The organism is Nocardia sp. NPDC052254, assembly GCF_040679495.1.
Classification (GTDB): Bacteria; Actinomycetota; Actinomycetes; order Mycobacteriales; family Mycobacteriaceae; genus Nocardia.
Genome location: NZ_JBFAUW010000018.1, coordinates 2,874 through 17,925 on the forward strand (window position 1 = coordinate 2,874; position 15,052 = coordinate 17,925).

The 15,052-nt window shown below is 68.6% G+C and carries 14 protein-coding genes; 12 read left to right on the top strand and 2 right to left on the bottom strand.

From position 1 onward, the window contains the following. Nucleotides 1-231: 231 nt before the first annotated feature. Entirely contained in the window at nt 232-954 is a 723-nt protein-coding gene (locus tag AB0L57_RS28935) for a YdcF family protein (RefSeq protein WP_364968720.1), read from the bottom strand. A 676-nt stretch (nt 955-1,630) separates the two neighbouring features. Between AB0L57_RS28935 and AB0L57_RS28940 the strand changes: the two genes are divergently transcribed. From AB0L57_RS28940 to recN, 4 genes are read left to right on the top strand one after another with little or no spacing between them, the layout of a single operon-like run. Beyond that, complete coding sequence (locus AB0L57_RS28940) at nt 1,631-1,921, top strand: hypothetical protein (protein ID WP_364968722.1); 291 nt, start codon at nt 1,631-1,633, stop codon at nt 1,919-1,921. A gap of 1 nt (nt 1,922) precedes the next feature. Further along, on the top strand, nt 1,923-2,756 hold the full coding sequence (locus AB0L57_RS28945; protein WP_364968725.1) for a TlyA family RNA methyltransferase: 834 nt from the start codon (nt 1,923-1,925) through the stop codon (nt 2,754-2,756). After that, nucleotides 2,753-3,763 carry an NAD kinase gene (locus AB0L57_RS28950; RefSeq protein ID WP_364968727.1) on the top strand — a complete coding sequence of 337 codons (1,011 nt, stop codon included), beginning with the start codon at nt 2,753-2,755 and terminating at the stop codon, nt 3,761-3,763. Before AB0L57_RS28945 ends, AB0L57_RS28950 begins: the two co-directional genes overlap by 4 nt. After that, entirely contained in the window at nt 3,741-5,522 is a 1,782-nt protein-coding gene (gene recN, locus AB0L57_RS28955; protein WP_364968730.1) for a DNA repair protein RecN, read from the top strand. The genes AB0L57_RS28950 and recN overlap by 23 nt, the downstream gene beginning before the upstream one ends. A gap of 16 nt (nt 5,523-5,538) precedes the next feature. Here the strand turns inward: recN and AB0L57_RS28960 are convergent, their stop codons facing one another. Then, the gene (locus AB0L57_RS28960) at nt 5,539-5,961 is read right to left on the bottom strand and encodes an SRPBCC family protein (RefSeq protein ID WP_364968733.1); all 423 of its coding nucleotides are present in this window, start codon (nt 5,959-5,961) and stop codon (nt 5,539-5,541) included. Nucleotides 5,962-6,133: 172 nt separating this feature from the next. Between AB0L57_RS28960 and steA the strand changes: the two genes are divergently transcribed. The 8 genes from steA (at nt 6,134) to scpB (ending at nt 15,035) form a co-directional block, all read left to right on the top strand. Further along, the gene (gene steA / locus AB0L57_RS28965) at nt 6,134-7,348 is read left to right on the top strand and encodes a putative cytokinetic ring protein SteA (protein WP_364968736.1); all 1,215 of its coding nucleotides are present in this window, start codon (nt 6,134-6,136) and stop codon (nt 7,346-7,348) included. Between the two features lie 6 nt (nt 7,349-7,354). Then, nucleotides 7,355-8,275 (top strand): copper transporter, encoded by a 921-nt coding sequence (locus tag AB0L57_RS28970; RefSeq protein WP_364968739.1) that lies wholly within the window; start codon nt 7,355-7,357, stop codon nt 8,273-8,275. Nucleotides 8,276-8,486: 211 nt separating this feature from the next. Continuing rightward, entirely contained in the window at nt 8,487-10,235 is a 1,749-nt protein-coding gene (locus tag AB0L57_RS28975; protein ID WP_364968741.1) for a CTP synthase, read from the top strand. Next, a complete protein-coding gene (locus AB0L57_RS28980) occupies nt 10,232-10,876 on the top strand; it encodes an NUDIX hydrolase (RefSeq protein WP_364968744.1) in 645 nt (214 codons plus the stop codon). The genes AB0L57_RS28975 and AB0L57_RS28980 overlap by 4 nt, the downstream gene beginning before the upstream one ends. A gap of 173 nt (nt 10,877-11,049) precedes the next feature. Continuing rightward, the gene (xerD, locus tag AB0L57_RS28985; RefSeq protein WP_364968746.1) at nt 11,050-11,967 is read left to right on the top strand and encodes a site-specific tyrosine recombinase XerD; all 918 of its coding nucleotides are present in this window, start codon (nt 11,050-11,052) and stop codon (nt 11,965-11,967) included. A gap of 319 nt (nt 11,968-12,286) precedes the next feature. Then, a complete protein-coding gene (locus AB0L57_RS28990) occupies nt 12,287-13,258 on the top strand; it encodes a ParA family protein (protein ID WP_364968749.1) in 972 nt (323 codons plus the stop codon). 140 nt (nt 13,259-13,398) lie between these two features. Beyond that, nucleotides 13,399-14,208: a segregation/condensation protein A gene (locus AB0L57_RS28995; RefSeq protein ID WP_364968978.1), complete on the top strand. Its 810-nt coding sequence runs from the start codon at nt 13,399-13,401 to the stop codon at nt 14,206-14,208. Then, nucleotides 14,205-15,035, top strand: a complete 831-nt coding sequence (scpB, locus tag AB0L57_RS29000; RefSeq protein ID WP_364968752.1) for an SMC-Scp complex subunit ScpB — start codon at nt 14,205-14,207, stop codon at nt 15,033-15,035. Before AB0L57_RS28995 ends, scpB begins: the two co-directional genes overlap by 4 nt. Nucleotides 15,036-15,052: the final 17 nt, after the last annotated feature.

Below are 15,052 nucleotides of genomic sequence, written 5' to 3' on the forward strand. Positions count from 1 at the left end.
CGCGGTGCGACGGTGCGACGGTGCGACGGTGCGACGGTGCGACGGTGCGACGGTGCGACGGTGCGACGGTGCGACGGTGCGACGGTGCGACGGTGCGACGGTGCGAATTGTGTTCGTGTAGTTCGTTGTCCGCGCAATTCGCGAAATGGTGCCGCCGGATCGGTTGTTGTGCGAATCCCGCGCCTCGGGTGGCGCCGGCGCGAATCTCGTTGCCGGGCAGTGCCGGAGGCCCTACCTCCGATCGTCGTGGCCGACCGCGGCCGGTGTCGCGGACTGCTGCAGCAGTCCCATCCGGCGCAACATCGGAGTGGCCGCAGCACCGGCGCGCCGACGGCTGATGGCCGCGAGTTCGTGTGCGGCCGTGGGGATTTTGAGCCACCACCGCTCGAACGGACGGTAATCATCCGCCGGGGCGAGGCGTTCGGCCAGGTCGGGCCGCTGGATGCGTAGATAGCGGCGGGCCCGGGCAGCGTGCATCGGGTCGGAGGCGATGATGATGCGGTCCGCGTTCTCGATCAGCGGAGTCGTGAATTCGATATTCTGCCAGGTGCTTTCGGCGTTCGGCTCGACTCTGATGCGGTCGAGGGGTACGCCGAGCCGGTCATGCGCGTAGGCGGCCATGACCTCGGCCTCCACCCACGGCCCGTGTACCGCGCCACCGGTGAAGACGAGGAATCCCGCGCGCTCCGGGGCGAGTGAGCGCGCGCCGATCCGGCACCGCCATCGCTGCAACGCCGTGGTGCTGCCATCGGATGCGGCCGGATAACCGAGGACCACGACCACATCGGTGCCACCGGGGCGCGGTGAACGTGCCGAGCCGAGTAACCGTCCCGAAGCCCGGCTGTGTACGCGTTCGGCGGCCAGCAGTGCCGCCGCGAACGCCGCGGCGGAACCCCCCACGAACCCGGCGGCCAGGCGCGTGGCAGGCCGGGACGGACGTCGGTCACCTCGCACGCCGCCATTGTGCCAAGAGTCGGCCGTGACCACAGGACCGGACTCCGGCCGGCGGTTCCCGGGTGCGTGCCACAGCGGACCTCAACCGCAGGCCAGGCGTGCGATATGCCCCAGACGACGCGGTTGGCGGCTCGCGATACCTCGGTCTGCCGGATCGTCCGTCGTGGTCGTGGTCGTGGTCGTGGTCGTGGTCGTGGTCGTGGTCGTCGGCATGGCGCCCGGCGAACCCCGGTTCCACCGCGACGACCTGGTCGGATGCGCGACAGGCGGCGGACCATGCCGGATACGGCGGCCACAGGGGTGGTCCCGTGGTCCGAGCGCGTCTGCCGGTGGACACGGGGCGACGGGTGAAACAGTGCGCGCGGCGCCGCGTGAGGGCCCCGGAACGCACGGTCCCGGTTCGTCGAACACTCCGCGCGGTACGGGCCGTGCCTCACCTGCCCGCAGACACGCCGACACGCCGTTCGTCCTGAACTCCGTCGCCGTGGCCGCCGTGGCGGATCGCCGGTGGCCGGTGCCGGAGCCCGACAGGAGGCGGCCGTGCGGAAGGCGGTGATCGGCGTCCCGGCACGGGATCGGCCGCCGGTGCGGACCCCGCGAACCGCCCGGTTACGAGGTGCCCGGTGCCTCGGCCGCCTGCCGTGCGACGCCGGAACTCCGGTAGCGTTGAGACACCATGACTACGCCCACTCCACGCCCGCAGCCGCCCGGTTCCGCCGGTCCTCGCCCGGGGGTTCCGTTGCCCGGACAGCATCTCGCGGATACCACGGCGGGGTTCGCCGACCCGGAACAGGTCCGCGGCGAGGTGGCGGCATTGCTGGCGGAATTGCCTGGAGGACAACGCAACAGCGGTGAGACCGCCGAGGGTGTGGACAGGGCCGGTGCGGATATCACCCGACGCGCCCGCATTCTCGAACAGGCACACGAGGTGCTGGTCGGCGCCCTGGCGACGGTGGACAAGATCTGAGGTGGCCAGGCGCGCGCGAGTGGACGCCGAATTGGTTCGACGGGGATTGGCGCGGTCGCGGGAACACGCGGTCGAGCTGATTCACGAGGGCCGCGTCCTGATCAACGGTGCGGTCGCGTCGAAACCGGCGACCGCGGTGGAACCGAACACCCCGGTGCTGGTCCGCGACAAACCCGACGAGGTGCAGTGGGCCTCGCGTGGGGCCCACAAGCTGCTCGGGGCTCTCGAGGCATTCGAACCCCTCGGGGTGAGTGTGGCCGGGAAGCGATGCCTGGACGCCGGTGCGTCGACCGGCGGCTTCACCGACGTGCTGCTGGAGCGGGGAGCCCGCGAGGTGGCCGCGGTCGACGTCGGATACGGCCAGCTGGTCTGGCGGCTGCGGAACGACGAGCGGGTGCACGTCTTCGACCGCACCAATGTGCGGGCGCTGACGGCGGAGGCGATCGACGGTCCGGTCGACCTGGTCGTCGCGGATCTGTCGTTCATATCGCTGGGGCTGGTACTGCCCGCGCTGGCGGCCTGCTGTGCACCGGGTGCCGATCTGCTGCCCATGGTGAAACCGCAGTTCGAGGTCGGCAAACGGCGAGTAGGCTCCGGCGGTGTGGTGCGTGAACCGGCGCTGCGGGCCGAGGCGGTGACCGACGTGGCCGGCGCGGCCGCGGAACTGGGCCTGCACACCCGGGGTGTGGTGGCCAGCCCGCTGCCCGGTCCGTCCGGCAACGTCGAGTATTTCCTGTGGTTGCGCAAGGACGTCCCCGGAGCCGAACCGGCCGGTACGGAATCGGCCGGGCTGGCAGAGATGGTGCAGCGTGCGGTCGAGGAGGGGCCACAGTGAAGCGGGAGATCCTGCTCGTCGCGCATCCGGGCCGTTCCGAACTGCTCGAGACGGCGCACCGGGTCGCGAAGATCTTCGCCGACGCGGGGATCGGGCTGCGAGTTCTCGAGGACGAGGCGTACAGCACCAAACTCGATTTCGACGACACCGGTGAACCCGACGGATATCCGGTGCGCGTGGTGGCGCACGGGCCGGAGGCCGCGGTGGGCTGTGAGATGGTGCTGGCTCTCGGCGGTGACGGGACATTCCTGCGGGGCGCCGAGATGGCTCATCCGGCGCGGGTACCGGTACTGGGAATCAATCTGGGCCGCATCGGTTTTCTCACCGAGGCCGAAGCCGAACACCTCGACGACGCCCTGGCCCAGGTCGTGCGCGGTGATTACCGCATCGAGCAGCGGATGACCGTAGATGTCAGTGTTCGCGTCGATGATGTGGTGGTGGAACGCGGATGGGCCCTCAACGAGGCCAGTATCGAGAACGCCGCCCGCATGGGCGTGCTGGAGGTCGTCCTCGAGGTCGACGGCCGCCCGGTGTCGCAATTCGGTTGTGACGGTGTGCTGATCGCCACGCCCACCGGGTCCACCGCCTATGCCTTCTCCGCCGGCGGGCCGGTCGTCTGGCCGGAACTCGAGGCGTTGCTGGTGATCCCCAGCAACGCCCACGCGCTGTTCGCGCGGCCGCTGGTGACCAGCCCGCAGTCGCGCATCGCCGTGGAAACCGTTGCCGGCGGCCACGATGCGATCGTCTTCCTGGACGGCAGGCGCACGCTCGCGCTGCCGCGGGGCGGACGGTTCGAAGCGGTGCGCGGTGCCGAACCCGTGCGCTGGGTGCGCCTGGATTCCGCACCCTTCGCCGATCGGATGGTGCGCAAATTCCGTCTGCCCGTGACAGGCTGGCGGGGTCGGCCGAGTGCGGGGCAGCCCCGCGAAACTTCCGAGCGCCCCGGCTCAGGCGATAGCCAACACCGCCGAACGGAGAGCACACGTGCTGACAGAGATCAGGATTGACGGCCTCGGCGTCATATCCACCGCGACGGCCCAATTCCACGAGGGGCTGACGTGTGTGACCGGCGAGACCGGCGCCGGTAAGACGATGGTGGTCACCGGTCTGCATCTGCTCGGTGGTTCCCGCGCGGACGCCGGCCGGGTGCGCCGCGGTGCCACCCGGGCCGTGGTGGAGGGCCGATTCACCATCGACGAGGTGCACGACGGAGCTCGCGACGAGGTCGAGAAGGTTCTGGAATCGACCGGCGGGCAACGCGACGACGACGACAGCATCATCGCCGTACGGACTGTCGGCAGTGACGGGCGTTCGCGGGCACATCTGGGTGGTCGCAGTGTCCCGGCGGCGGCGCTGTCGGAATTCACCGCACCGCTGCTGACCGTGCACGGGCAGAACGACCAGTTGCGGTTGCAGCGCCCGGATCAGCAGCTGCATGCCCTGGACCGTTTCGCCGGCTCCGCCGTATCCGGACTGCTGCGCAAGTATCAGCTGGCCCGGCGAACCTGGTTACAGGCGCGGACCGAATTGCTCGAGCGGACCGCGCGTGGCCGCGAACTGGCCCTCGAGGCCGATCGCCTGCATCATTCGCTGAACGAGATCGATACCGTCGCACCGGAACCCGGTGAAGACGAGCGCATCGTCGCGGAGGTGCTGCGGCTCAGCGATCTGGATTCGCTGCGCGAGGCCGCCGGCGCCGCCCACGACGCGCTCGCCGGGTCGGGTGACGAGCCGGGCGCGGGCGCGGGCGCGCTGGACGCGCTGGGTGCGGCGCGCGCCCGGCTGGAGGCCGGTGAGGATCCGGCCCTGACGGCCCTGGCGCCGCGCCTCGGTGAGGCGATCGCGGTGGTGGTCGACGTGACCACCGAGTTGAGTTCGTATCTGTCGGATCTGCCGTCCGATCCGGCGGCCCTGGACAGTCTGCTCACCCGCCAGGCGGAATTGAAATCACTGACTCGCAAGTACGCCCCGGATGTCGACGCGGTGATCGCCTGGGCCGAGGACGCGCGCACCCGCCTGACCTCGCTGGACGTATCCGACGAGGCGCTGGCCGCATTGGCCGTGGAGGTGGAGACCGCCGCGGCACAGGTGCGGGAGACGGCGAAGAAGCTCACCGCGGCGCGCCGCAAGGCCGCCCGCAAGCTGGCGACGGCGGTGAGTGCGGAACTGAGCGGGCTGGCGATGGGCCGCGCCTCACTCGAGGTACAGGTCCGGCCGCTGGCCGCAGGTGCACAGGACAACGCGCCCATCACAGTCGACGGCGCGGAATTACATGCCGGCGGTACCGGCGTCGACGAGGTGGAGTTCCGGCTGTCCGCGCACTCGGGTGCGCAGTCGCTGCCGTTGAGCCGCAGCGCGTCCGGGGGTGAGCTGTCGCGGGTGATGCTGGCGCTGGAGGTCGTGCTCGCCTCCTCCGATTACGGCTCGACCATGGTCTTCGACGAGGTCGACGCCGGAGTCGGGGGACGGGCCGCGGTGGAGATCGGACGCCGGCTGGCCCGGCTGGCTCGCACCCACCAGGTCATCGTGGTGACCCACCTGCCCCAGGTGGCCGCCTTCGCCGATACCCACCTCGTGGTGGACAAGGTCGACGACGGCAAGGGCGTCAACAGCGGGGTGCACGCGCTGAGCACCGATGAACGTGTCGTCGAACTGGCTCGCATGCTGGCCGGTCTCGACGACACCGAGACCGGCCGCGCGCACGCCGAGGAACTGCTGGCCACCGCTCGCGCGGAAAAGGCCGAGGCCGGTTCCGTGGCCGGCTGAGCCGACGCAGCGAACGTCAGTTCGCGACGGCCTTCTTGGCGGCCTTGAGGAACGGCGCGATCAGCGCGCGCAGGAACAATTCGGTCGCCTTGTCCGGAACCGGCAGGGAGGGCTCGGATTCCATCCGGTACGTGACCAGGGTGCCGCCGGGCGCATCGGCGAGGGTGATGGTGCCGACGTGCCGCTTGACCGGCGCACCGGCGATGATCCGGTATTCGATGCGCTCACCGGGAACCAGGGCGGTGGTTTCCTCGGTCACGCCGATACCACCCAGCCCGACGCGATACTGCGCGCCGACGCCCGAGGGTTCCGGAGCACCGGGCTTGCGCAATGTGATCCGCACGGGCAGATGGTCGTTGAGGCTGTCGCGTTCGGCGAACAGCTGGTAGACGACGTCGCGCGGTGCGGAAATAACCGTGTCGACAGTGGTGCTGGCCATGGAGTTCTCCTTCGGATGCAGTGAGCCGAAGCATATCGGTACCAGTGGTTACACACGGCGCGCCAGTCGACCGGCGGCCGCCCCGCTCGCATTGGCATCGTGACCGGAGATGTGATATTACGTCGGCGCGCCTCCACCCAGGGTTGAGAGTTTACGGCCACTATCGGATGCCATGAAGATGCTGGCGCTGTTGTCCCGCAACACCGAAACGCTTCCCGGGCTCGCCGGGATGGCCCGGGTGGACCGCAACACCCGGCGTCTGCTGAAGCGGGTCGGGGCGGGTGATGTGGTGGTCCTCGACGAGATGGATATCGATCGCATCACCGCTGACCGGCTCGTTGCCGCCGGAGTCGGCGCGGTGATCAATGCCTCACCGTCGATCTCCGGTCGATATCCGAATCTCGGCCCGGAGGTCTTGGCGGCCAACGGAATCGTGTTGCTGGATGCTGTCTCGCATGATGTTTTCGGCAAGATCAAGGACGGTAGCAAGGTCCGCATCGATGGCGGGGTGGTGTATGCCGACAAGCTGACCAAGAAGGAACCCGAGGTTCTGGTCGAGGGCATCGAGCTGACCGCCGAGGTCGTGGCCGAGCGGATGATCGAGGCCCGCAACGGGCTCGCCGACCATCTGGAGGCCTTCGCAGGCAATACGATCGAGTTCATTCGCAGTGAAAGTGCCCTGCTCATCGATGGTTTCGGTGTTCCGGCACTGGAACTGTCGATGCGCAATCGGCATGTCGTGGTGGTCGCCGACGGGCCCGACAGTCGCGACGACCTCAAGGCCATCAAACCGTTCGTCAAGGAGTACGCGCCGATCCTGGTGGGCGTGGGCCGCGGCGCGGATGTCGTCACCAAGGCCGGCTATCGCCCCGATCTGATCGTCGGCGACCCGGAGGAGATCACCGCCGGCACGCTGAAATGCGGTGCGGAGGTCATCCTTCCGGCCGATACCGACGGACATGCCAAGGGGCTGGAACGGATTCAGGACCTCGGTATCGGCGCGACCACGTTCCCGTCCTCGGGCGCGCCATCGGATCTGGCGCTGCTGCTGGCCGATCATCACGGCGCCGCGTTGATCATCACCTGTGGCGCGCCTGCCTCGCTCGACGATTTCTTCGACCGCAGCCGCCGCGAATCCAATCCGGCGATGTTCCTCACCCGGCTCAAGGCGGGGCCGAAACTGATGGACGCCAAGGCCGTCGCGACCCTGTACCGGCGAGGTGGTTCGGGCTGGGCGACCGCGCTGGTGGTGCTCGCGGCGCTGGTGGCGTTGATCGTCGGCGTGCTGGTGTCCTCGCATCTGGGTGGCGACGTACTGGACTGGCTGGATTCGCTGTGGAGCCAGGCTCAGGACGGGCTGCAGCGACTATCGAATCATCGGGGGTAGACGACAGTGGGTTCGCTTCGTCGGCTGGGCATCTCGCTGCTCGCGATCTTCGTGGCCCTCGTGGTCGGTGCGGCGGTGGGGGCCGTCGTGCGTGACCGGGGATCGGGTGGACCCGATCTGTCGGAGCGCAACCGAGCGCTGACGGCGGCCAACAGCCGGCTCGAACGGGAGGTCGGTGCGGCCGACGAGTTCATCGCCCGGTCGGCGGGCCGGATTCTGGGCGGCACCCTGGCCGACCGGACGGTGCTGATGTTCACCACCCCCGATGCCGACGGTGGTGATGCCGACGCCGTCGCGGCCGCCCTCACCACCGCCGGGGCGAAGGTCACCGGCCGGATCGCGCTCACCGACGCCTTCGTCGACGCCGCGCAGGGCGATCGGCTGCGCACCGCCGTCACCAACATGATTCCGGCCGGCGCCCAGTTGCAGACCGGGGCCGTGGACCAGGGCAGTCTCGCCGGTGATCTACTCGGTCTGTCGTTGCTCGCCGATCCCGCGAACAATGCCGAACGGGCCACCGATCAGGAGCGCGGACTCATCCTCGACACTCTGCGTGGCGGTGGGTTCGTCGCAGCCGGTGATCTCGCGCCCGCGCAGTTGGCGGTGGTCGTGACCGGCAACGGTGCGCGCGCCGATCACAACGGGCAGGGATCGATCATCGCGCATTTCGCCGGCGCGCTGCGGGGCCGCAGCGCGGGGGTGGTGCTGGCCGGGCGATCCGGGGCCGCGGCCGGATCCGGACCGATCGCTCAGGTGCACGCCGAGGATCGGCTGGGTACGACGGTGACCACGGTCGACAATGTGGACCGTCGGATCGGGCGGGTGACAACAGCTCTCGGGCTGGCGGAGCAACTCGACGGCAAAGCCGGTCGTTACGGCGCCGGCCCGGACGCCACCTCGCTGTCGGTCGCCGGTCTGCCCGGTTGAGCGGATCGGCGGCGCCGCTGGGCAACGGCTCGCCGATCGACACGTCGGAGCGAGTGCCGGACCGATCCACCGGAGTCCGGTCCGTCGATCCCGGACGGTCATGAGGTTGCTGCGCCGAGTGAGACGTAAGTGACAGACGAGCATCACAACCACCGGTCCATCGCGCGTGGCATTCGTTTCGCAACCGAATTTCGTGTTAGCGTGGGGTTCCGTGAGTCAATCGCGGATTCCGGCGCGCTCCCCCCATCAGACGGCCACCAAACATATCTTCGTGAGTGGCGGCGTGGCCTCCTCTCTCGGCAAGGGTTTGACGGCTTCCAGCCTCGGTCAGCTGCTGACCTCCCGCGGCTTGCGGGTCACCATGCAGAAGCTGGACCCGTACCTGAACGTCGACCCCGGCACCATGAACCCCTTCCAGCACGGTGAGGTGTTCGTGACCGACGACGGTGCCGAAACCGACCTGGACGTCGGGCACTACGAGCGCTTTCTCGATCGCGATCTGTCCGGGGATGCGAACGTCACCACCGGGCAGGTCTACTCGTCGGTCATCGCCAAGGAACGGCGAGGTGAGTATCTCGGTGACACCGTGCAGGTCATTCCGCACATCACCGACGAGATCAAAGACCGCATCCTGGCGATGAGCGGCCCGGATCTGCAGGGGCAGACCCCGGATGTGGTGATCACCGAGATCGGCGGCACCGTCGGCGACATCGAATCCCAGCCGTTCCTGGAGGCCGCCCGCCAGATCCGCCACGAGGTCGGGCGGGAGAACTGCTTCTTCCTGCACGTGACGCTGGTGCCGTATCTGGCGCCCTCCGGTGAGCTGAAGACCAAACCCACCCAGCACTCGGTCGCCGCACTGCGCAATATCGGTATCCAGCCCGATGCGCTGATCCTGCGCTGTGACCGGGAGGTGCCGCAGGGGCTGAAGAACAAGATCGCGCTGATGTGCGATGTGGATATCGACGCCTGCGTCTCCACCCCCGACGCGCCCTCGATCTACGACATTCCGAAGGTGCTGCACCGCGAGGGGCTCGACGCCTACGTCGTGCGCAAGCTGGGGCTGCCGTTCCGGGATGTGGACTGGACGGTCTGGGGCGATCTGCTCGACCGGGTACACAACCCCCGCGAGGCGGTGACCGTCGCGCTGGTCGGCAAATACGTCGATCTGCCCGATGCCTACCTGTCGGTGACCGAGGCGCTGCGGGCCGGCGGCTTCGCGGCCAAGGCCAAGGTGAACATCCGCTGGGTGCAGTCCGACGAGTGCGAGACCCCCGAGGGCGCACAGCACCATCTGGGTGATGTCGACGCCGTGCTGATCCCGGGCGGATTCGGCATCCGGGGTATCGAGGGCAAGGTGGGCGCGATCCGATTCGCTCGTACCCGCTCGATTCCGCTGCTGGGGCTGTGCCTGGGACTGCAGTGCGTGGTCATCGAGGCCGCGCGCTCGGTCGGGCTCGAGGATGCCAACTCCGCGGAATTCGAGCCGGAGACAACACATCCGGTGATTTCGACGATGGCAGATCAGGCGCAGGTGGTCGCCGGTGAGGCCGATCTCGGCGGGACCATGCGGCTGGGTGCCTATCCGGCGGTGCTGGAGGCGGGTTCGGTCGTGGCACAGACCTACGGCGACACCGAGGTGTCCGAGCGGCACCGCCATCGTTTCGAGGTCAACAACGCCTACCGCGACAAGATCGGGCAGAGCGGGCTGCGCTTCTCGGGCACCTCGCCCGACGGGCATCTGGTCGAATTCGTCGAGCTGCCCGCCGATGTGCACCCGTATTTCGTGGCCACCCAGGCACATCCGGAACTCAAGAGCCGTCCCACCCGGCCGCATCCGCTGTTCGCCGGTCTGGTCAACGCTGCCCTGAAGTACAAGGCGGCCGAACGGCTCCCGGTCGAGATCCACGGCGAGGCCGAGGTCGAGGCCGACGAAAGCGCCGAGCGGGTCGGCCGGTGAGCGAACCCGGCAGCCACGACTTCCGTACCGTCGGCTCCCGGACCGTGTACTCCGGCGCGATTCTGGCGCTGCGTCTCGACCAGGTCGAGATGCCCGGTGGCCGGGTCGCCGAACGTGAAGTGGTCGAACACCACGGCGCGGTCTCGGTGGTCGCCCTCGACGACGACGGTGCCGTCGTACTGATCAACCAGTACCGGCATCCGGTCGGCCGGCGGCTGCTGGAACTGCCCGCCGGACTGCTCGATGTCGCGGGGGAGGATCCGCTCGCGGCGGCTCGCCGCGAACTGGCCGAGGAGACCGGTCTCGCGGCGCGGGACTGGTCGGTGCTGGTCGATGTGGTGCTCTCGCCCGGATTCACCGACGAAGCGCTGCGCATCTATCTCGCGACGGGACTGTCGGAGACCGAGCGGCCCGATCCTGAGATGGAGGAGGCCGACCTGGCGATCGTGCGGATGCCGCTCGACGAGGCGGTGGGTGCCGCATTGGCCGGGCAGATCGAGAACGCCACGGCGGTGGCGGGGTTGCTCGCCGCCGCGGTCGCGCGTACGCGGGGAACGTCGCTGCGCTCCGCCGATGCGCCGTGGCCCGGCCTGCCCACCCGGCTGCTGGATCGTCAGGCCGCGCAACCGAACCGCGCCTGAGCGCCGATCGTGACGGCCGGTCGGATCCCGCGTGCCGGTGCGGACTTCTCGCGATGCGTTTCGTGCGGGGATTGTCGGTCGGCGGTGTCATGATGGCAGCGTGAATGCCGCTGTCACCGCCGCGCCCGTCCGGGGATCGGCGGATGTGTCACCGCGCCCGGCGGGGTGAGGCAATGGTGGAGCGGCAGATACGCGCCTATCTCGACCATCTGACGGTCGAGCGGGGTGCTTCCGGCAATACCCTCAGCGCCTATCGTCGAGATCTGCGGCGCTATCAGGACTTTCTGGTGGCACGGGGGGTCGCCGATCTGGATCGGGTGACCGAGAGCGGGATCGCCGATTTCGTGGTCTCCTTGCGCGCCGGAAGTGGCGGCCATCCGCCTCTGGCCGCCAGTTCCGCCGCCCGGGCGCTGGTGGCGGTGCGCGGCCTGCATCGATTCGCGGCCGCGGAGGGCATGACCAGCAGCGATGTCGCCCATGGTGTGAAGCCGCCGACGCCGGCGCGCCGGTTGCCCAAAGCACTTCCCTACGAGGATGTTTCGAGGCTGCTCGCCGCCGCGGGCGGTGCCGGTTCCGGTCCGCGTGATCTGCGTGATCGGGCGCTGCTGGAACTGCTCTACTCCACCGGCGCCCGGATCTCGGAGGTGGTGGGGCTCGACATCGACGATATCGACACCGCCGATCGCTCGGTTGTGCTGCACGGCAAGGGCGGTAAACAGCGCATGGTGCCGATCGGGCGCCCGGCGCTGGCGGCCCTGGAGGCCTATCTGGTGCGCGGGCGGCCGGCGCTGTCCGCGCGCGGGCTGGGGCACGCGGCCCTGTTCCTCAATGCCCGCGGTGGCCGGTTGTCACGGCAGAGCGCGTGGCAGGTACTGCAGGATGCCGCCGATCGCGCGGGTATCGGTGCGGCGGTGTCTCCGCACACACTTCGGCATTCGTTCGCCACCCATCTGCTCGACGGTGGCGCCGATGTCCGGGTGGTGCAGGAGTTGCTCGGCCACGCCTCGGTCACGACGACGCAGATCTATACCCTGGTCACCGTCAATACACTGCACGAGGTCTGGGCCACCGCGCATCCGCGGGCGCGGTAGGCGGTATCGTCTGCCGTTCCGTGGGGCCTCTTGTGGTTCCGCCTCCGGGGCTGACCCCCGCGCGGTTGGTGGTTGTTTTGGCCCAAAGGGTTTCGCAATGCGCTCGAAAGACGACAGAATGCGGTGTCGGCGCTGCGCGATGACACAATTGCGCAACGGTGGGGCGGATTCCCCGAGCGTGTCCGATCGTCGGTCTTGCGCTCGGAGGCGGTAGCGTCTATAGCGGCGGTGCGGTGCATCGGCGTTCGGTGTACCGGCCGCCCGCTGTTCCGCAGCGCGCGGCGGGGCAACGAGCAAGACAATTGAAGGAGCAGCGGACATGACGACAGCCGGTGCGGCCGAGCCGCCGAACAGTGCTGCGGCTGAACCGCTTTCGAGTATCCGAACCGGCCTCCGGATCGAACAGGCGGCCCGACGACTCTGGGAGGCGAACGACATAGTGGCGGACGGCACCGAACTCGGACCGACCGGACGCCCGTTGCGCGATATTCCCGAACCACCTCCGTTGTCGCGCAACGGTGACGCTCTGATCGTCGCTATGTGCAATCAGAAGGGCGGCGTCGGAAAGACCACATCGACCATCAATCTGGGCGCTGCCCTGGCCGAATACGGCCGCAAGGTACTTCTTGTCGACCTGGATCCCCAGGGTGCGCTGTCGGCCGGTCTGGGTGTGGCACATCATGACCTGGATCTCACCGTGCACAATCTGCTCGTCGGCGGGCGGGCCAATGCCAACGATGTTCTGATGAACACCAAGGTCGAAGGCATGGATCTGCTGCCGAGCAACATCGATCTGTCGGCGGCGGAGATCCAGCTGGTCAACGAGGTCGGCCGGGAACAGACCCTGGGCCGCGCGATCGCGCCGCTGCGGGACCGGTACGACTACGTACTGATCGACTGCCAGCCGTCGCTCGGCCTACTCACCGTCAACGCGCTCGCCTGCGCGGACGGTGTGGTCATTCCGATGGAATGCGAGTACTTCTCGCTGCGCGGACTGGCGTTGCTCACCGACACCGTGGAGAAGGTGCGGGACCGGCTGAACCCGCGGCTGGCGCTGTCGGGCATTGTGGTGACCATGTTCGATGCGCGGTTGCTGCACTCGCGGCAGGTGATGGCCCGGGTGGTGGAGGTATTCGGTGATCTGGTGTACGACACCGTGATCAACCGCACCGTCCGCTTCCCCGATGCCAGTGTCGCCGGTGAACCCATCACCACGTGGGCGCCGAAATCCGGTGGCGCGGAAGCATATCGGGCGATGGCACGGGAAGTCATCCTCCGGTCGGGCCGGTGAGCGAGGCCGGACCACCGGCTGCCGAGGTCGTACCGGCCAACCCGGCCGTCGAATTGCCGAACACCGAATCGCCACGCGGCGCCGAGGACACGACCGCGGGCGCCGATACCGAGAATGCGGACAGACCCAGCGGGTTCCACCTGCGGCTCAGCAATTTTCAGGGGCCGTTCGATCTGCTGCTGCAGCTGATCAGCCAGCGCCGCCTCGATGTCACCGAGGTGGCGCTGCACAAGGTCACCGACGAATTCATCGCCTACACCAAGGAACTGACCGCGAGCCTGGAACGCGATCCCACCGTGCGCGCGGACCGTATTCTCGACCAGACCACCGAATTCCTGGTGGTGGCCGCGACATTGCTGGATCTGAAGGCCGCACGGCTGCTGCCCTCGGGCGAGGTCTCCGACACCGACGATCTGGAACTGCTCGAGGCACGCGATCTGCTGTTCGCCCGACTGCTGCAGTACCGGGCGTTCAAGCAGGTCGCGGAATTGCTGGGCGAGTTGGAGGCCGCTGCGCTGCGCCGTTATCCGCGCGCGGTGTCGCTGGAGGAACGGTTCCTGGATCTGCTGCCCGAGGTCACCCTGGGCGTCGACGCCGCCGGATTCGCCGATATCGCCGCCGCCGCGTTCCGGCCCCGGCCGGTACCGACCGTGGGCCTGGACCATCTGCACAATCACGCCATCTCGGTCGCCGAACAGGCGGCGCTGGTGCTGGAGATGCTGAAGGCCCGGGGCGCCGGGGAGTGGTCGAGCTTTCACGATCTGTGCGCCGATTGTGAGCTGCCGATCCAGATCGTCGCCCGGTTCCTGGCGCTGCTCGAGTTGTATCGCGGCAAGACGATCGAATTCGACCAGCCCGACCCCCTGGGTCCGCTGGCCGTTCGGTGGGTCGGCGACGATGCCGGCGACCGGGCGGCCGAGCCCGTGACGATCGACGAGGACTACGGATGACGATGCCGGAGGAAGAGGCGATGCCGGACGCACAGGGGCCCGGGGACCGGCCGGATACCGCCGCGGCCGCCGGGGTACGGGATCTGCCCGCCGCGACACCGGCGCCCGAAGCGCCGGAACACGAGATCTCGCCGGCCGCGGATCATCTGCTGGATGCCGAAGCGGAGGCCGGGGACGATCCGGCCGACGAGGAGACGTCGCGGCCGCTCGACGACGAGGAAATGCGTTCGGCGCTGGAGGCGATGCTGCTGGTGGTGGACGCGCCGGCCCCGGTGGAACTGCTTGCCGCCGCCGTCGGTGACTCGCATGCCCGGGTCGAACGTGTCCTGCTGGAGATGTCGGCCGAATGGACGGCGCGTGACAGCGGAATCGACCTGCGCTACGTGGGCGACGGCTGGCGTCTGTACACCCGGACCCGCTACGCCCCGTATGTGGAACGTATGCTGATGGACGGTGCGCGATCCAAGCTGACCAGGGCCGCTTTGGAAACTCTGGCGGTCATCGCCTATCGTCAACCGGTTACGCGAGCACGAGTCAGTGCCGTACGCGGTGTGAATGTCGACGGTGTCATCCGCACGCTGGTGGCGCGGGGACTGATCGCCGAGGCCGGTACCGACGTCGATACCAATGGCACCCTGTACGTCACCACCGAGCTGTTCCTGGAACGGATCGGACTCGCGTCGCTGGCGGAACTCCCGTCGTTGGCGCCCCTGCTACCGGACGTCGACCTGATCGATGAGATCAACGACAGCCTGGACACCGACCCCCGGTACACCAAGCTGAGGAAACCCGCCGAATCGGATATCGATCTCGGCACCGAGAATTGACAGGCTCCAGCAGAGCC